The sequence below is a fragment of the Streptomyces sp. genome (assembly GCF_019510245.1).
Taxonomy (GTDB): Bacteria; Actinomycetota; Actinomycetes; order Streptomycetales; family Streptomycetaceae; genus Streptomyces.
In genome coordinates, this window is record NZ_JAEKKT010000187.1 from 16,857 (window position 1) to 32,767 (window position 15,911).

Sequence of the window (15,911 nt, forward strand, 5' to 3'; positions counted from 1 at the left end):
CCTCACAGCGCGATCGTCGGTTCTTCGTTGCCCAGCAGCAGTCGGCCGTAGGCTTCCTTGCCGATCTCGGGGGTGACGAGGGCGTGCCGGGCGGCGGTCTCGGAGTCCCGCCAGATGCGGTTCAGCACGTTGACCTCGGCGAAGGAACCCGCGCCGTTGGCGGTCAGCAGTCCGTCGATCGCGCCCGTGACCAGTTCGGCGACCACGCCGGTGTCATTGCGGATCCGGGCACGGGTCTCCAGGTCGAGCTGTCGGCGCTCGGCGGCGGCCCGGTCGATGTCGAGGCACATCCGTTCCACCGTCAGCTCGGCCAGGTGCAGCTTGGTGGCCGCACCGGCGACACCGAGCTGGTGGGTGGGGGAGAGCCGCGCCTCCTGGTAGCTGGTGTAGGCCACCGGCTTCCGGGGCAGCTTGGCCCGGGTGATCTCCAGCGCGTGCCGGCCCAGACCGATCTGCGGTGCGACGAGAATGGCGGCGGCGACCGCGTTGAAGGCCATCGACGCCATCCGTTCGTCGGTGTACGGCGTGAGATAGCGCCCCTCGAACATGTCCTTGACCGGCTGGATCCGGTGATCGGGCACGAAGTGGTCTTCGACCACGATGGTGTCGCTGCCCGTGCCCTGCATTCCGGCGACGAACCAGGTCGGTTCGATCGTCCAGGCCTCCGCCGGGATCAGCGCCAGCGCCAGCTCGCCGCCCTCGACGGGGATGCCCAGAGACCCCCAGTCAGCGGCGAAGGAGCCCGAGGCGTACGGCCAGCGGCCACTGACGAGGTAACCGCCGTCGACCCGCTCCGACTTGCTGCCCGGGGAGAAGACGCCACACACCTTGGCCTTCGCGTTCGCACCGAAGACGTCCTCCTGGGCCTGGGCGGAGGAAGTCGAGGCGAACCCCGTGCCGACGGTCATCAGGGCGGCGATCCATCCGGTCGAGCCATCACCGCGGGCCACTTCCGCCACGGCGTCGACGGCGGTGCGCAACGTCGCCCCGTGGCCGCCGTACCGCTTGGGCACGAGCAGACGGAAGATGTCCGCGTCCTCCAGCGCCTTGACCACCTCGGGGGCCACTCGACGCGCCTCGGAACCTTGCATGGCGTATTCACGGATCAGCGGGACCAGGCCGGTGGCGCGGCCCACCAGCTCGGCGTCAGAGGCTTCGAGATCCGACACTGCGGCGCTGGACGTCATTGTCATGGTGCCTTTCCCAGAGAGCGACGTGGGTCGATGAATCTCATGACCGACGTAACGGGGTGATGACAGCCAGCATGCGGATCCGCTTTGAGCGGCGTAAAGACCAGGGGCTTCACCAGAAGTTCGGGTCTGCGATGCATCAGACGCATGACGCGGCTCGCGCGAGATCGGGGACCGCACCCGGGCGTGACCTCGACGCCGATCTGGTGGGGTCGACCGCGGTCCGAGGCGAGGGCACAGGTTCGGGTGACCGTCGTGCGCGGCAGGCCCCGGCGGCACGGGCGGGGTTTCTTGGCCACGACCGCCAACGGGCAGAGCGCTCGGCTCACTGCACCGGCAGCGGGGCATCGTACCGATGCCCCGCTGCCGGCGGTCGGTGTCAGGACAGGAAGCTCCCGTAGGGGCCGTTCAGGATCTGGTTCTTCTGGCTCTGGTTGAAGTGGGTGTTCGGGTAGTCGTAGAAGGACGCGGACATCGGTGTGCCGTCGGTCGAGGCCGCGTCCGGCAGGCCGAAGGCGTGTCCGAGTTCGTGCACCATCCCCCCGTACCAGCGGTTCATCGACTGTCCGCTGGTGCCCGCGGCGCCGTCGGCGTCGTGCCCGCTCAGCACGACCCATCCGGGGCTGGCGCCCCCGCCCGCGCCTTCTCCCTCGGCGCTGATCTCGCCCACGTTGAGCCAGCGGCTGTCGGGGTTGTTCAGGCCGAACTTCCTGGCGAGTTCGTTCTGCATGTTGGTGACGGCCCACCAGTAACGGTCACCGCCGTTGGGTGTGCTCGAGCAGACCGGGACAGCCCCCTACGACAACGATGTCGAATTCGTGCTGCGCGGGGCTCCCACCGCCCGAGGACGGACCCGCCCCGCTCACGCCCCTCCCAGGAACAGGCGGACAACCCCTGACACACCTGCGCCTCGAGCAGCAGTGGAGCGAAGGGGACACGGTCACCGTGCGCCTTCGCCCGCGCATCAGCGCCGAACTGCTCCCCGACGGCTCGCCATGGTGTCGTTCCGCTACGGGCCCAGCGTCCTGGCGGCCGAGGGCGACCGGCGCGACCTGGTCGAGCTCTTCGCCGACGACTCCAGGATGGGTCACGTCGCCGGCGGCCCGTTGCGCCCCCTGGAACACCTGCCCATCGTACTCACCCGCAGCCCCGCCGACCTGAGGGCCGGCGTATGCCGACTCGCTCCGGACCGGCTGGGGTTCGCCCTGGATCACGTGACGCGCGACCGGGCGAGTCCGTCACCCTCGTCCCGTTCGCCGGCATCCACGACTCCCGCTACGTCATTTACTTCCCCCTGGCGGAACCGGAGCGCCTCCAGGTGCGGCGAGCGGAGCTGCGCGCGACCGACGAGGCGGCACTCGCTTTGCACGACCGCACGGTTGACGCCATTGCCGCCGGCGAGCAACAGCCCGAAAGCAACCACCGGTTCCTGGGGCACGACACGTGGTCCGGCCTCACCGACGGGCTGAGGTGGCGGGCTGCCACGGGATGGTGGTCCTACCGCCTGACCGACCGGGACGGCACCGCCACCGGCCTGCAGGTGACCCACCTCGCGGACGGGAGCGCCGGACCGACCCGCGTGTTGGTCGGCGGACAGACGCTGGGCATGATCAGTCCCTCTTCAGATCGCCAAGGCGAGGAAATCTCCCAGGTGTTCCCGCTCGACACGGACCGTACCGCCGGACCCGTCAAGGTTCGCTTCGAAGCGGCCGGCCCCGCAACCACCATCCGGCTGCGCGAAGTGCACCTGGTGCGACCATCCGCGACGTAGCCGAGGCGGCCGGGTCTCCACAGCAACTGCCTCCGACGTCATCAATGGACCGGCTCACCGGGCGGACGGGCCCGCCCACCGCCGCGTCCCGGCACCTCTCGCGTGCCGCCCGACGCGCACCGGTCACGGCGACGGCACCACCATCGGTGGACGTCTCAGAACATCGCCTGGATGATCCCCACGGTGCGTGCCAGGTGCGGTTCGGAGCGTTCGGCGCGGTGGGCGACGGCCAGTTCCACACGCGCGTCGGCCCCGGCCAGCGGTAGGTAGGCGACGCCGTCGAGCGCCAGCGCGGTCACGGGCTTGGGTACGACGGCGACGCCGAGGCCGCCGGCCACGAGCGTGACCAGTGTCGAGGTCTCGCCGACCTCGTGGCGGATGTGCGGTTCGACACCGGCGTCGCGCAGCAGGCCCAGCACGACGTCGTACATCACCGACCGGCGGTCGGCGGAGTGCACGATCAGGTCGGCACCGGCGAGGTCCGCGGCGCGCAGCCGTTTCCGGCGGGCGAGGGGGTGGTCGACCGGTACGGCGACGACGAGCCGGTCCCGGCGCAGGGTGTGCACGGTGAGGGAGAGGTCGGCTGCCACAGGGCGCAGCAGCGCGACGTCGATGGCGCCGGTGCGCAGCGCCTCGACCTGGTCGGGCGCCAGCATCTCGCCGCGGAAGGAGAAGTCGACGCCGGGAAGCTCCTCCGTGAGGCGGCGCGAGAGCGTGGGCAGGAGGCTGTACGTCGCCGAGCCCACGCACCCGATCGAGAGGTGGCCCACCGCGCCGGCGGCGACGAGCCGTGCGTGGTGGGCGGCCTCGTCGACGTCGGCGAGGATCGCGCGCCCGCTCGAGGTAGGCCCGGCCGGCCTCGGTGAGGTCGACGCGGCGGGTGGTGCGGTGGAGCAGTTCGACACCGAGTTCGGCCTCGAGTGGTGGCGGAACCAGTCGCGGCGGTCGACGTCGGCAATCTCCCTCTGGGCTTGCTCAACTCGGCGCGGAATCCCAACATAGACCTCGGGACGCATCGCCCTACTGGTGAAGCCGAGCTTCGGGTAGCGGTGGTGCAGATCCATGTCACGGACCCAGTTGCGCGCTGTGCGCCCGTTCTTCCATCGATTGCAGTCACCGCACGCTGGCACGAAGTTCCACCAGATGTCTAGTCCCCGCTCTGCCACCGGCCTCTCATGATCGAGCGTGGTAGCGCGCGACCGTCCGCAGTAGACACAGATCCCACGGTGTGCGGTCAGGACCATGAGCCATACCCATGTCGGCTGAACTCCACGACTACCACGCGGTGTTGCCATCTGCCCCGTAGCCACGCCCCCCATTGTGCTGTCAGGAATTGGGGAGCGATCTTAGCGCCGACAGCTGACAATCCAGTGGTTGAGGAGGGTCTCCGCCTGCTCGCGAGGCGGGTGAACGCTCGGGCACGCAAGGAAGAACAGGCGTCTCGATCTCTCCAGGAGGGGGAGACGGCGGGTCAGCGGACTTCTGTCTCTGACCGTTTGAGGTCGGGCGGGTAGCCCTTTGCGCGGAGCCAGGCGTCCAGGGCGAGAGCGACGATGTCACCGTGAGGGATGTCGGTGTCGGCGTTGCAGCGGCGGATCCGGCGCTGGAACTGAAGAACTTCAGGGACGGCGTGGTTGAGCTGCCCTCGCTTGGTGTGCCGGTCTTTGATGATGTTCAGGGTGTCCGGGTGCGGGGTGAGAGCGTCGTCGGTGGGCTGGAACTCGGCGTCGAGGGCGTCGGCGATTTCACGCAGTCGGCGGGCGTAGGGGGAGTGATCAGGCACGAGAGCTGCTCCGGTCGGTCCGGCTAGGCGGATGGCTATCCGCCTACTGGGCTATTGGAATAGTCGGCAGAAGGGGCGGCCGCATCCCGGCGTGGGTTGGCCGCCCCTCGTGCACTGCAGTTGGGCTCAGAACCCGCGGGCGGTGAGCCACTCGTCCAGCGCGACCGAGACGATGTCGCCCATGGGCAGGTGATCGAGTTCGTTGTCCAGTGCGAAGCGTTTGATCCGCTTCTTCAGCTTCAGTGCAGTAGGGACCGACGAGTCGAGGCTCTCGCGCGCGATGATGCGCTGGTTGAGAACGACGGCCGTCTCAGGAATGTCTTTGGGACGGCCGGATCCCTGAGCCCACGGTGTTCCTTCGCTGGGCGCTGCCTGCGATTGCACGTTCTGTTCCTGGCGAGCCCGTGGAATATCGTTCTTCACCGGGAAACCGTTGCCGCCTGCCGCCGGAGGAGCTACCGGGCGAAGCGCCACCTCGGCGGCCGGGGCTGCGCCAGGAGCCGCAGCCGGGCCGTGCCGCGGAACGGGCTCGGTCGGCCGCGTGGGCTGGACCGCAGGTGCTGCGGGTTCGGAAGCCGGGAGCACAGGCGGCACCCGTGTCTCCATTGGCTCCCCAGCGAAATCCATCCTCGTCCCGGGGGCGGCGACGCCCAGATGCCCGGCGTCTGGCTCCGTCACGGGGCCGCTCTGTGTGACCTCAACGGTCGGCTGGGCGGAGGGCTCCGCCACTGCGGGCGCCGCCTCGGTCCGGCCCCGTGCCGACCGCTCGACGGGAACCGTCGAAGGAGCGGACTGAACCTGCGGCTCGCCGGCAGGGGGACCACCTTCGCCGCGAGCGGCGTCCTGTTCGGCGACGAACTGCTCCGGCGTGAGTTCAGCGGCCGGCGGAGGGGGCGGCGGGGTTGTCCTTTTGGCCCCGCCCAGGGTGCGACCGCCTGTGCGGCGGGCCGGAGGCTTCGGCCTTTCGTTCTTTTCACTCATGCCTCGGTCAGCTCCATCATCAGGTTGGCGTACTCGCTCAGTTCGGTCGGGATCTCGCCGAAGGCCTCCATGTAGTGCACCCAGGAGTGAATGACCGTCTCGGCGAGCGGGAACGGCTCGTCGCGGTCCGGGCCGATGCCCTCGCCCTTCGCGGGCTGAAGCAGCTTGTCCTTCGCGGTGCGGGGCAGGCTGGTGCGGTCGTCGGCCTTGACCATCACGACGTGGGCGGTGACGTCGTGCTCGTTGCGGGCGGCGGCGCGCTCGGCCTCGTCGAAGGTGGCGACGAGCTTGCGGCGCTCGATCTTGGTGGGGGCGACCGGCACGAGCAGCAGGTTCGCCTCGGTAACAGCCTCGTGGAAGATGCGCGCGCTGCCGCCGCCGGCGTCGACCACGATCGCGCCGAACTGGGCGCGCTTGGCGCGGATGTACTCGGCGATGTCGTCGAACGGGTACCGCTCGATGACCAGGTTGGCGGGGATGTCGAAGCCTTCGGCCTGGGCGACTTTGAACCAGTCCCAGGCGGACTGGCTGGTCGCGTCGGCGTCCAGCAGCAGCGTCGGCAGGTCGAGGACGACCGCGTAGTAGAGGGCGATGAACCAGGCGGAGGTGGTCTTGCCGGTGCCGCCCTTGAGCATGCCGACAACGATCACGGAGGCGTCCCAGGCGTGGGCTGTGGCCGCCGCCAGGCTCTTGTGACGGGTGTTCTCGTTCACGTGTGTTCGATCTCCAGAAGGTAGAGGGGTGTTGTTTGTGCGGCCGGTGCGGTCGCACGCGCTTCGCGCGGCGCTGGTGGAGGGGCGCGTGCCGCGCGGCTGCGGCGGGGATGGCACCACTGCGCAGTCGGCAGCTGACCGGTACGCCCGGCAAGACCAGCGAGGGCACAGCCTGGGTGGGTCACGACCGCTCCCCCTCGCCGGGAGTACGGCCATGTCGGTGCTGGGGCCGCATGGGGGTCTGCGCCTGGTGAAGGAGCCGGTAGACCGTGGCGACCGAGTAGTTGCAGTCCTCAGCCAGCTCCGGCACAGAGGCGCCAGCCTCGTACCGGACCCGCAGGGACACCGCGAGCTTCTGCCGCTCGGCGGCCCGCGCCGCGGCGCGCATCCGCAGTGCCTGCTGCGTGGTGCGCACAGCGCCGCCGGCCTCGATCAGCAGGCGCCGGGCAGCACGCCTCGTCCCAGCCCCCGCCGCGGCGAGCTCGGTGAGGGTCGCGCCGTGCTGCTCGTACAGGGTGCGCAGGTGGGCCGCGAGCCGCTGGCGCGCTTGCGGATCCTGGCGCATCCGGCGGGTCTGCCACGACGTGCGCATCACCGTGCCGGCATCGTGCAGCCGATTGAGCACCGTGCCGTACGACAGCCCACTGGCAGCGACGAGTTCGTCGACCGTAGCCCCGGACTCGTACTGCTCGCGCAGAGCCTCAGGCGTCACCGGCCGGTTCTCGGCTGCGGTGGTTGGAGGGCGTTGTGGGTTCATGCGGCGGAGTTCCATTCGCTGAGGGCTTCGGCATGGGCGGCGGCCAGCTCGTCGTAACTGCGCTGGTCCGATGGGGTGATGAGGATCAGGCGGCCATCGGTGGCGATGCGCCAGTCGGTGGCAGGGCGGCCGGTGGCCGGGTCGAGGACACCTCCGCCCGGGGCGTGCCACGCGGGCGGGATCTCGTCGGGCCGTGGTGCGGGGACCAGTACCTGGTGCCCGTCGCGGACGATGACCACGGCCTTGCTCCGGTGCTCCGCGAGCCGCTCCAGTGCCTCCCGGTACGCCGCACGCTGAGCCGCGTGCCGGGCTTTGCGGCGGGCTGCAACGCCCGTGGTGCAGTGGTGCTCGGCGACCTCGTCCCAGCCCTGTGCCGGAGCTGCTTCCGGGCCGGTATCAGACTCAGGACGGCTGTTACCGATGCCCTCCAGAGCCCGTGGCGCGAGGGACCAGGTCTCCCCGGTCTGGTGGGCGAGGCCGTGGTAGGCGAGGCGTTGCAGGGTCCGATAGGTGGTCGCTCGCGAGACCGAGGAAGTACCGACGAGCTCCCTGACCGTCTGGGCGGGACGCTGGTGCAGAGCGCTGATGAGCATGAGGGCGGCACCGCCGAGGCCATGTCGGGCAAAGGCGTCGTGGCCCATGAGTCGGCCGAGGACGGTGGAATCGATATCGGCCGTCGTGGCCGTCTCAGGGGTGGTCCACTCCTCAAGTGCCGGGTCGGGGGGGAACTGAGTGGTCCAGAAACGAGACGGCAGAACCGGGGCACCGTCGCCGGGGGCGCTGCCGTCGCCCAGGTACCAGGTCGAACCCTCCCGGCCGTGACCGGTCCGCAGCCGACGAAGCCAGCCGCCTGGTTTGAGGACGGTGTCGTAGACGGCCCGCAGCGTGGTGCGGGAGATGCCCGCTTCCTCCGCGGTCTGCCGTTCACTGGCGTGGTGCAGGGGGCCGCCCGCGATCTCGGCGAAGGTCAGATGCGCCCGCAGCACCCGCAGCGCGGTCCGTCCCCGCTCCCCGCGCCAGGGCGTCGTCTCGATCCGGTCCCGCAGCGCGGCGAGAACCTCGTACGCGTCGTGCCGGGACCCCAGCGCCATGCTGGCGCTGACAGCTGCCGTAGCGCTGGCCCACACCCGGCGGATGTAGTCCAGAGCGCCGGACTGCCCGGAGCGCAGCGCGATGTGCCGGGCGTGCCTGCCGCCTTCGTGGTCGGGGTGCAGCAGCAGTCGGGTGAGCTGGTCGATGGTGCCGCCGGCGCGGGCCACATGGCAGGCGATGGCCGCCGTGATCCGGTGGCCATGCTCGGCCGCGCCCTGGCGGTCGTCCCGCAGGGCCACGGTTCGGCCGTCAGTGTTGAGCCTGCTGTAACTGCCGGTGGCGTAGCGGCCGGTGAGGTCGCCGAGCAGAATGAGATCGGTCGCAGCCGACGGCAGTGGGGCGTATTCCCTAATGCCGTGGAATTGGGTCGAGTGACGTTGAGAGAGGGCTTTGTGGGTGCTGTCTGGCACGGTGGGGTCGTCTCGCAAAGACGTGGGCGCCACCCAGGCCCGCTAAAACCACGGGTGGTGCCCGGAACCAACCTCCATCGGCGCCGGCAAGATCTCCAGGACGGCCATCCTGAAGACCCTTTTCTGCCCGGCCCCGAGCGGAGGCAGGCGTCCCCATCGCAGCTCGACCGAGGTCGAAACAGAGCACCGCCAGAGTGGTCCACTCTTGATCCACACCGGCCAACTCGGGTCCGTCAGATGCCAGTTGCAGAGGTCGTTGCCTCTGACTGCCTCTGAGCGGACCGGGTCGAACCGGGGTCGAATCAGAGTGTTTTCCTCTGACTGCCTCCGATCGCCTCTGCGACCCGTCCTAGCAGGTCACAGCCTCATCGGCCCCACACAAGCGCAGGTCAGAAAGGTGCGCTAGCTGTACCACTGGTTCCTGGCGAAGGCGGTGATGTGCGGCATGGCGTTCGGCTCCCGTCGTTGGGTCGTGGCGACATCGTCGAGACGGGGCGTGCGGGGGCGCAATGCGGCTTCCGTGTCACGGAAGGGCGCTTGGAAAAGCCCTGGTGAGAGCCTTGATGCGAGGCGCCGTGCCGCCGCCCGCCGCTGACGGGGACAGCAGCCGTGCAGTGTGCCTGCACTGTCGGGCGGTGTTGATCTGTGACCACTCAATTGCGAACTATGTCCTTAATAGGCTTTCTCTAGCGCTTACTTGGCGGCATACGGCTGGTACAGCGGCAGAAGTTGTATAGCTGCAGATCGAGAAGGAGAGTTGCTGTGATCGGAGGCCTCCGTTGCGAATCCGGGTCGAATTCGCCCTCCCGGGATGTTTTCGCAGGTCACGGTCATGATTGGAAGGCGTAACCGGGTGACTGTGAAAGTGGTCGTGGGGCCGTGCAGCCTGGGATGCGGTCGCCAGCAGGTTCTTGGTCTGCTGGTGGTACACGCTCGCCGTCGCCTCTGACCTGAGGCAAGGGGAGGAATCGTCTGCTGCTGGGCCGAGTTGGCCGCACCTGGTCCGGATCTTTGCGCGTGATCTGCGGTGTTGGCGTGGGAGTCCTGCGGTACCACATCGCACATGTCGTAGAACGCGTCCAGGGGCGTCCATTCAGTCCCATGCGGACATGCATGTCCAGTTTCGGGATCCTGTGCTGGGAGGGTGTCCACGGGGTTTGTGACTCGCCGGTGACAGCTGGCAGCGCGACGAAGCCCCGGGCTCACCCGCTGTGCTCAGCGTAGGTTCGTAATACGGATGTCTTTTTCTCCTTGGCGATGGCCTGTGTCCGGCCCAAGGGACAACGTGATGAGACGTCCGTGTGCCCGTTCACTCGTCGTGGTGCTGTTCCCGGTGTCGCTCTGTGCAGTGGCACCCGCCCCACCGATCCGGGGCAAGTGCGGCCAGCCGTTACACCGTCCCCGGCGCATCTACGCCGACCGCGGCTACGACCACAACGTCTACCGCGACAGGGTCCGCCTGTTCCGGATCAGGTCGCACATCGCCCATCGCGGCACCGAACACTGGCTCTGGCTTGGGCATACACCGCTGGGTCGTCGAGGGCGCGACCGCGCTGCTGCACTGGTTCCGCCGCCTGCGCATCCGCTGGGAACGCCGCGACGACATCCACCAAGCCTTGATCACCCTCGGCTGCGTCATCATCTGCTGGCGACAACTCATGACCTCGTCCTGATTCGAGTCCTGAGCCGTGCGCGGATAACCTCCGCCCGTGGACCCAGACGATCTCATACGCAGCATCCAACGCTGTTCCATGTGGCCGGCGACGGGGCCTGGCCCAACATTCAAGAGCACGGCCTGCTGAGCACCGCCGCGGTGGTGGACCTGTACGGGCCGTAGGAGGAGACTCGGACCGAGGTGTTGAGCTCCGTGCGCACGAGGAGCATCCCACTGCAGAGGCAGGGGCTCAGTCCGGTGGTCGTGCGGGAGCAGGGCCCACTGCGGCTCCTTCCTCCCCGTGTGGCCGACGACACGACGGAGCAGCAGTTCCCGGATGCGCTGAACGGGAGGGTCTTCTTCTGGCTGGCGCAGGAGCGGCTCATGAAGCTTGCCAAGGCCGGGCCATATCGCAAGTTCCCGCAGACAGTGTTGTCGTTCTCCACGGCCGAGATGCTTGAGACCTACAGCGATCGTGTGCGACTCGCGCCCTACAACACGGGCAGTACCCGCTCCACGCGGGGACTCTCTGCGGCCAACGGGTCGCACTTCTTGCTTCTGCAAAGTTCAGCGTCTTTGGAGGCGTCTGCGGCACTGCCTGTCCCCGCGAGGTTGCGCAGATCGCGGACTGCGTGGACGCGACCTCGGACGGCAGACCGCGGTGATCGCCGACCGAGGCCGTGTCGGTTACCTGCTCAGGCCGCGCATCAGCGCGGCGAGGCCGCCGAAGAACTCTTGGCCGGCGGTCACGTCCCGCGCGTGGTGCGCGGTCTCGGCCAGGCGCGGGAACTCGGTCGGCGGCAGTGCGGAGATGGCGACCGTGCCCTCGCCCGCCAAGGGCCCCAGGTGCTCCAGCTGGATGGCTCCGATGACGTAGCTCAGCAGGGCCCGCAGTGCGATGACGCGTGGTGTGCCGTCGAAGCCGGCTTCGACCAGAACAGTGAGCACCGCTTCCGACCAGCACAGCACCCCGTGGGACCGATGCCGGTGGGTGACCGTCAGCGGCACGACGGCGGGATGGGCGCTGACGGCGTCGCGCAGGCGCCGCACCAGGGTCTCGATCCGCTCCTGCCATGACATGTCTGGGGGCGGCGGCTCGGTGTCGACGGTTCCCAGCACGAACTCGACCACCAGCCGTTCGAGTTCCTCGCGGTCGGCCACGTAGCGGTAGAGCCCCATCGTGCTCATGCGCAGTTCCTTGGCGACCGTGCGCATCGACAGACCGGCGAGACCGTCGCGATCCAGGACGGTGAGGGCGGCCGAGGCGAGCTGATCCGGCGTGAGCGAACGGGGGCGAGGCATGGCAGTTGACAGCGTACGGCATACGCCTACGCTGGTAGGCGTATGCCGTACGCCTAAAAGAAGGGGGAGTAGCATGCGGACGCCTCGAAGGCCCATACGGCCAGGGACCTTAGGACCCGGTGCCGTTGTCGATGCCCATGACCTCACGGCCGTCTCGGGCGCCCCGGTCGCCGTGCCCGACCGTGACTGGCTGACACATCTTCAGTTCCGGCGGTTCGCCGGCTGCCCGATCTGCAACCTGCACCTTCAGTCGGTGGTGCGACGGCACGCGGAGATCGCTCAAGTCGGAATCCGCGAGGTCGTGGTCTTCCACTCGCCCGCCGAGGAACTGCGGCATTACGTGGCCGACTTCCCCTTCGCCGTCATAGCCGATCCCACCAAGCGCCTGTACGCCGAGTTCGGCGTCGAGTCGGCACCACGAGCACTACTGAGCCCGCGCGCCTGGGCACCGACCGCCCGGGCCGTCCTGCGCAGTGCGTGGCGGATCCTCCGCGGGCAGGAGCGTCCGCCGGCCCGCAGGCAGCCCGGCGGGCGGCTCGGCCTTCCCGCCGACTTCCTGATCGCGCCCGACGGCCGCATCCTGGCCGCCACGTACGGCGAACACGCCTACGACCAGTGGTCGGTCGACCACCTGCTCGAACTGGCAACCCGAACACCGCTGCCATCAGGACCTCGTCGCGAAGGAAAGTCATGAGTGAGATCTGCCAGTGACAGGGCAAGGCTCGCCGGGGAGCATGCCGGCGGGGCCTCTGCGCGGACCCGTGAGGTGACGAAGCCGCACCGGAGATCGCCGGTGCGGCTTCGTCGTGAGATCGGTTGCGTCGGCGCGCACCATGCAGTCGGCGGCCTATGCGGTTTCCTGCATGCTCTCGGGGCGTGCACCGGATTTGGGGTTGCACCCGTCCACCCGTCCACCCGTCCTGCCCGGGAGCGGCCGGTGGTCGTAGTGCTTTCTTCCGAGGCGCACTGCGTCGAGAGACCGATCCGCTCGCGACTCGGCGTCCCTAGGGTGATTCACATGAGCGACGCAGCGCAGAAGACCTCCCGCGACCGTGCTCTGGACGTCGTCCGGGGTTACGCGCACCACGACCCCGTCGCGGTGCGCGAGGCGCTGGACGGTCTGTACGCGGGCGGCTCGTTGGAGGTGTACGCCATCTTGAACGGCCTGTTGCGCTCCACCATCAGCATCATGGAGCTGACCGGCAGGCCGTGGCGGCTGGACGACCTGGTGCGGCGGGCAGACGAGATCGCCGTCTCGGCCCCACCGCACTACGAGTTCGCCGTGGCGGAGGCGACGCGGGCGTGGGCCCGCGGAGACGAGTCGGCGATGCGCGCGGCCTCGTGCCGGGACCTCACCGGTGCTGTGCACATCACGGCGGTCGGCGTCACCGTTCTGGGGCTGGCGGTGTGGGGCCGGACCGGTTTCCTCGATGTGCTCGCGGAGTTCCACGAGGCCGCACGCACCATCGCCGACGAGCAGGTCTACGACATCTCCGAGCGCTCATAACCCCGCGCCCCCTGACTCTCGCCGGCTTCGTCGTCGATGCCACCTGTCTGCGGAGCCGGCGAGAACCCCCTCCCAGGACACACATGAACTTCCAGACCCCGCTGTCGGCTCTGTTCCCCGGAACCTCAGGTCGGCTCCTCACCGCCCTCGTCGGCCATCACATCGCCCAGGCGGACAGAGCCCTGCCCCTCGAGGAGTTGTCCAGGAACGCAGCGGTGACGTCGACGCAGTTGGAAGCGGCGCTCTTTCGCCTTGGTCTGCTCGGCCTCATCGCGCCCAGGCGCAAGGGGGAAGCCGTACATCTCGTCACCGGTCACATCGCCTGGGGCGCCCTGCGTCAGCTGGTAGACCTACGCGACGCCGTCATCGACATGGTCCGTCGGGAGGCACAGGCGCGCCTCCGACCGGCACCGCTCTACCTGGCCCTGACCGGCGCCGTCATCGAGGGAACGGCCACACATCCCGCAGACCTGTTGGAGCTGATCGTCGTCCCTCCGCCGACTGCTCAGCCCGACTGGCACGACGGCGTGGCCGCCCTGGTCTCCCACCTGTCCCGGGCACTGGGCAACGTCGTGGTCCACCGCACCGCTCAGGACACCGACGAGGCGGCGGCCAGGGGCGGGGCCAATGCCGTGCGCGTGTCCCTCCCGTGAGAGCGGACGCACTGGAGAGGGACGTTCATCGTTCGTTGGCCTCGGTCACCCGCCGTACCAGATCCGCCCAAGTGGCCTGAAGGCGCAGGGTGGTGACCTGGTCGTCGGTGCGCAGGTGGTCGAGGGTCTCCAGGTCGACAAAGGCGAGCAGAGCGTGGGCGAGCATGGTGCGGTCGCCCACGACTCCCGCCTCCCCCAGCAGCGAGGTGACGTGGTTGCGGAAGGCCCGGCCGTAGTGTGAGGTCTGGCGGCGCTCGCTGGAGACCAGGCGCCCCAGTACCGGGCCCAGGTCCGTCTCGTCGGCGACTCGCGCGATCAGGGCGTGCCCGAACGCGATCAGCCGGTCACTGGCGGGCGCCCCCGGCCCCAGCGGCGGCAGACCGAGGGTGTACGCCTCGTAAAACTCCGCCTCGACGTCGTTCAAGAGAGCCAGCAACAGGCCATCGCGGTCACCGAACCGACGAAACAGCGTGCCCTTGCCCACCCCGGCCACCTGCGCGACCTCGTGCATCGTCACATGCTCGGCACCCCGCTCGGCCACCAGCCAGGCGGCCGCCTCCAGGAGCCGGGCACGGTTGCGCGCGGCGTCGGCCCGCTCACCCGTGAGGTTCTCCGGCGGATCGGTCACCGACCACCCCGCGGCACGATCTCGACGTACACGCTTGCGTCCTCGACCCGCACCGGATACACCGGCACGGGCTGGGTCGCCGGCGGGTCCAGGGGCTTGCCGCTGCGCAGGTCGAAGCGGGAACCGTGCAGCCAGCACTCGACCGTGCACCCCTCCACCTCGCCTTCGGAGAGCGACACAGCGCTGTGCGAGCACACGTCGTGGATCGCGAACACCTCGTCCCCGGTCAGCACGAGCGAGACGGGCACGCCCTCCGCCTCGAACCGCCGGCGCACGCCCTCTTCCAGCGTGTCGAACCGGCAGAGGTACGTGTAGCCGCTGATGGGCATCGAACTCCTCGAAAGCATCCAGCACCCGGGGTGACCAGGCTGTTCCCCCAAGCTAGTGACCGGAACCGCTGTCGTTACCGGCCTCCGGTCCGAACTGCGCTCAGCCCATGGTCCTAGGGCACTACGAGCCGAGGCCGACGAGTACACCTTTCTCTGCGGACCCGTGCCTGCCCGCTTCATACTCGGCCGCAGCCCGATCCCCCATCGCACGTCCGGCCAGGCCGCCTCGGAGCAGACTGCGCGGCATAGCACGCCCCCATGCGGTGGGGTGATACGCCGTCAGGACTCCTGAGCGCCGCGCGGATACGTGGCTTGTCGTGCCCACGGCCGCGACAGGCCGGTGAGCAGGCGCCCTGTCGGTGCGGCGGCACAACTCGCGCCCATGGCTATGATCCGGTTCCGGTCGCAGTGTGCGGCCGCGGCAGGGCGCCTGACCGTTTCAGGGTGGTGAGCCACTGCGCGACGACGGCGTCGACGAAGGTGTCGGTGACCTGGCCGCGGTCGAGGAAGAGCCGGGCGAGCACGGGGCCGTAGAGCAACGTGAATTCGTCGTCGTCGACATGGACGCCGGATGGTTCCAGCAGTCTGTTCAGGTCCGCGTGCCGGTCCTCGATGATGCGGGCGAGCGCCTGGGCGCTGTCGGGGTCGTGGTCGGCCTGGGCGGTGACCGCGAGGACGGCGGCACGGATGGCGGCGTCGCTGTTGCCGTCGCGCAGACTCCTCACCCAGGCGGTGGCCACGGCCCGCACATCGCTGCCGGGTTGGGGATAGGGACCGAGGTCGGGCCCTTCGAGTATCAGATCGCACAGCAGGGTGGCGCGGTTGGGCCAGTGCCGGTAGAGGGTCTGACGGGTGACGTCTGCCCGCTCGGCCAGCAGCGCGTAGGTCAGTCCGGTCGGCCCGACCTGCGGCAGCAGCTCACGCGCGATCGTCAGGATGCGGGTGCGGGTGCGCTGGACGCGGGGGTTGCTCAGGCTCGGTCGGCGGCGGTGGACAGGCGTCGAGGACATGAGGCCAATCTACCTAAAGCATACGTAGCGTGTGATAGGTCGTGGTCGCACGTACGACACGTCGCTCAGGCTGCGTGATGGAGTGGGAGAAGACCACGCACTTTCCGTGCCACGCGTAGCGCAGGATGGTC

General features: G+C 69.1%; 16 protein-coding genes and 3 pseudogenes. 6 read left to right on the plus strand and 13 right to left on the minus strand.

The window, feature by feature from the left end; translation table 11 throughout:
- Positions 1-2 precede the first annotated feature (2 nt).
- Positions 3-1,193 carry an acyl-CoA dehydrogenase family protein gene (locus JF597_RS37675; RefSeq protein ID WP_294006594.1) on the minus strand — a complete coding sequence of 397 codons (1,191 nt, stop codon included), beginning with the start codon at positions 1,191-1,193 and terminating at the stop codon, positions 3-5.
- A gap of 376 nt (positions 1,194-1,569) precedes the next feature.
- Positions 1,570-1,920 carry a hypothetical protein gene (locus JF597_RS37680; protein WP_294006596.1) on the minus strand — a complete coding sequence of 117 codons (351 nt, stop codon included), beginning with the start codon at positions 1,918-1,920 and terminating at the stop codon, positions 1,570-1,572.
- Between the two features lie 265 nt (positions 1,921-2,185).
- Here JF597_RS37680 and JF597_RS55760 point away from each other — a divergent pair.
- A pseudogene (locus JF597_RS55760) lies at positions 2,186-2,404 on the plus strand (DUF4986 domain-containing protein); the annotation flags it as partial.
- A 104-nt stretch (positions 2,405-2,508) separates the two neighbouring features.
- Positions 2,509-2,961, plus strand: coding sequence for a DUF6805 domain-containing protein (locus JF597_RS37685; protein ID WP_294006598.1), 453 nt, complete (start codon positions 2,509-2,511; stop codon positions 2,959-2,961).
- Between the two features lie 155 nt (positions 2,962-3,116).
- Here the strand turns inward: JF597_RS37685 and JF597_RS37690 are convergent, their stop codons facing one another.
- The 7 genes and pseudogenes from JF597_RS37690 to JF597_RS37715 all read right to left on the minus strand — a co-directional run bounded on the left by JF597_RS37690 (position 3,117) and on the right by JF597_RS37715 (position 8,697).
- Positions 3,117-4,025 carry a LysR family substrate-binding domain-containing protein gene (locus tag JF597_RS37690; protein WP_294006601.1) on the minus strand — a complete coding sequence of 303 codons (909 nt, stop codon included), beginning with the start codon at positions 4,023-4,025 and terminating at the stop codon, positions 3,117-3,119.
- Between the two features lie 42 nt (positions 4,026-4,067).
- Positions 4,068-4,280 (minus strand): annotated as a pseudogene (locus tag JF597_RS55765) (HNH endonuclease signature motif containing protein); the annotation flags it as partial.
- Between the two features lie 152 nt (positions 4,281-4,432).
- Positions 4,433-4,744: a hypothetical protein gene (locus JF597_RS37695; protein ID WP_294006604.1), complete on the minus strand. Its 312-nt coding sequence runs from the start codon at positions 4,742-4,744 to the stop codon at positions 4,433-4,435.
- A gap of 126 nt (positions 4,745-4,870) precedes the next feature.
- The gene (locus tag JF597_RS37700) at positions 4,871-5,167 is read right to left on the minus strand and encodes a hypothetical protein (RefSeq protein WP_294006607.1); all 297 of its coding nucleotides are present in this window, start codon (positions 5,165-5,167) and stop codon (positions 4,871-4,873) included.
- Positions 5,168-5,721: 554 nt separating this feature from the next.
- On the minus strand, positions 5,722-6,438 hold the full coding sequence (locus tag JF597_RS37705) for a ParA family protein (protein WP_294006610.1): 717 nt from the start codon (positions 6,436-6,438) through the stop codon (positions 5,722-5,724).
- Positions 6,439-6,619: 181 nt separating this feature from the next.
- A complete protein-coding gene (locus JF597_RS37710) occupies positions 6,620-7,210 on the minus strand; it encodes a helix-turn-helix domain containing protein (RefSeq protein ID WP_294006613.1) in 591 nt (196 codons plus the stop codon).
- Entirely contained in the window at positions 7,192-8,697 is a 1,506-nt protein-coding gene (locus JF597_RS37715) for a transcriptional regulator (protein WP_294006616.1), read from the minus strand. The genes JF597_RS37710 and JF597_RS37715 overlap by 19 nt, the downstream gene beginning before the upstream one ends.
- A 1,360-nt stretch (positions 8,698-10,057) precedes the next feature.
- Here JF597_RS37715 and JF597_RS37720 point away from each other — a divergent pair.
- Positions 10,058-10,370 (plus strand): annotated as a pseudogene (locus JF597_RS37720) (IS5/IS1182 family transposase); the annotation flags it as partial.
- Positions 10,371-11,038: 668 nt separating this feature from the next.
- On the opposite strand, the gene JF597_RS37725 reads toward JF597_RS37720, so the two are convergent.
- On the minus strand, positions 11,039-11,653 hold the full coding sequence (locus tag JF597_RS37725; RefSeq protein WP_294006619.1) for a TetR/AcrR family transcriptional regulator: 615 nt from the start codon (positions 11,651-11,653) through the stop codon (positions 11,039-11,041).
- Positions 11,654-11,906: 253 nt separating this feature from the next.
- Between JF597_RS37725 and JF597_RS37730 the strand changes: the two genes are divergently transcribed.
- The 3 genes from JF597_RS37730 to JF597_RS37740 all read left to right on the plus strand — a co-directional run bounded on the left by JF597_RS37730 (position 11,907) and on the right by JF597_RS37740 (position 13,813).
- On the plus strand, positions 11,907-12,347 hold the full coding sequence (locus JF597_RS37730; protein WP_366916500.1) for an AhpC/TSA family protein: 441 nt from the start codon (positions 11,907-11,909) through the stop codon (positions 12,345-12,347).
- 324 nt (positions 12,348-12,671) lie between these two features.
- On the plus strand, positions 12,672-13,160 hold the full coding sequence (locus tag JF597_RS37735; protein ID WP_294006625.1) for a hypothetical protein: 489 nt from the start codon (positions 12,672-12,674) through the stop codon (positions 13,158-13,160).
- An 83-nt stretch (positions 13,161-13,243) separates the two neighbouring features.
- Positions 13,244-13,813, plus strand: coding sequence for a hypothetical protein (locus tag JF597_RS37740; RefSeq protein WP_294006628.1), 570 nt, complete (start codon positions 13,244-13,246; stop codon positions 13,811-13,813).
- Positions 13,814-13,838: 25 nt separating this feature from the next.
- On the opposite strand, the gene JF597_RS37745 is transcribed toward JF597_RS37740, so the two are convergent.
- The 3 genes from JF597_RS37745 to JF597_RS37755 all read right to left on the minus strand — a co-directional run bounded on the left by JF597_RS37745 (position 13,839) and on the right by JF597_RS37755 (position 15,780).
- Positions 13,839-14,441 (minus strand): TetR/AcrR family transcriptional regulator, encoded by a 603-nt coding sequence (locus JF597_RS37745; protein ID WP_294006630.1) that lies wholly within the window; start codon positions 14,439-14,441, stop codon positions 13,839-13,841.
- Positions 14,438-14,770, minus strand: a complete 333-nt coding sequence (locus tag JF597_RS37750) for a non-heme iron oxygenase ferredoxin subunit (RefSeq protein ID WP_294006633.1) — start codon at positions 14,768-14,770, stop codon at positions 14,438-14,440. The genes JF597_RS37745 and JF597_RS37750 overlap by 4 nt, the downstream gene beginning before the upstream one ends.
- A gap of 386 nt (positions 14,771-15,156) precedes the next feature.
- On the minus strand, positions 15,157-15,780 hold the full coding sequence (locus tag JF597_RS37755) for a TetR/AcrR family transcriptional regulator (protein ID WP_294006636.1): 624 nt from the start codon (positions 15,778-15,780) through the stop codon (positions 15,157-15,159).
- Positions 15,781-15,911: the final 131 nt, after the last annotated feature.

What these genes read in the sequence shown, in the direction of transcription:
- JF597_RS37675 (WP_294006594.1), bottom strand. Translation starts at nt 1,193, where the DNA reads ATGACAATGACGTCCAGCGCCGCAGTGTCGGATCTCGAAGCCTCTGAC.
- JF597_RS37680 (WP_294006596.1), bottom strand. Translation starts at nt 1,920, where the DNA reads ATGCAGAACGAACTCGCCAGGAAGTTCGGCCTGAACAACCCCGACAGC.
- JF597_RS37690 (WP_294006601.1), bottom strand. Translation starts at nt 4,025, where the DNA reads ATGGATCTGCACCACCGCTACCCGAAGCTCGGCTTCACCAGTAGGGCG.
- JF597_RS37710 (WP_294006613.1), bottom strand. Translation starts at nt 7,210, where the DNA reads ATGGAACTCCGCCGCATGAACCCACAACGCCCTCCAACCACCGCAGCC.
- JF597_RS37725 (WP_294006619.1), bottom strand. Translation starts at nt 11,653, where the DNA reads ATGCCTCGCCCCCGTTCGCTCACGCCGGATCAGCTCGCCTCGGCCGCC.
- JF597_RS37735 (WP_294006625.1), top strand. Translation starts at nt 12,672, where the DNA reads ATGAGCGACGCAGCGCAGAAGACCTCCCGCGACCGTGCTCTGGACGTC.
- JF597_RS37740 (WP_294006628.1), top strand. Translation starts at nt 13,244, where the DNA reads ATGAACTTCCAGACCCCGCTGTCGGCTCTGTTCCCCGGAACCTCAGGT.
- JF597_RS37750 (WP_294006633.1), bottom strand. Translation starts at nt 14,770, where the DNA reads ATGCCCATCAGCGGCTACACGTACCTCTGCCGGTTCGACACGCTGGAA.
- JF597_RS37755 (WP_294006636.1), bottom strand. Translation starts at nt 15,780, where the DNA reads ATGTCCTCGACGCCTGTCCACCGCCGCCGACCGAGCCTGAGCAACCCC.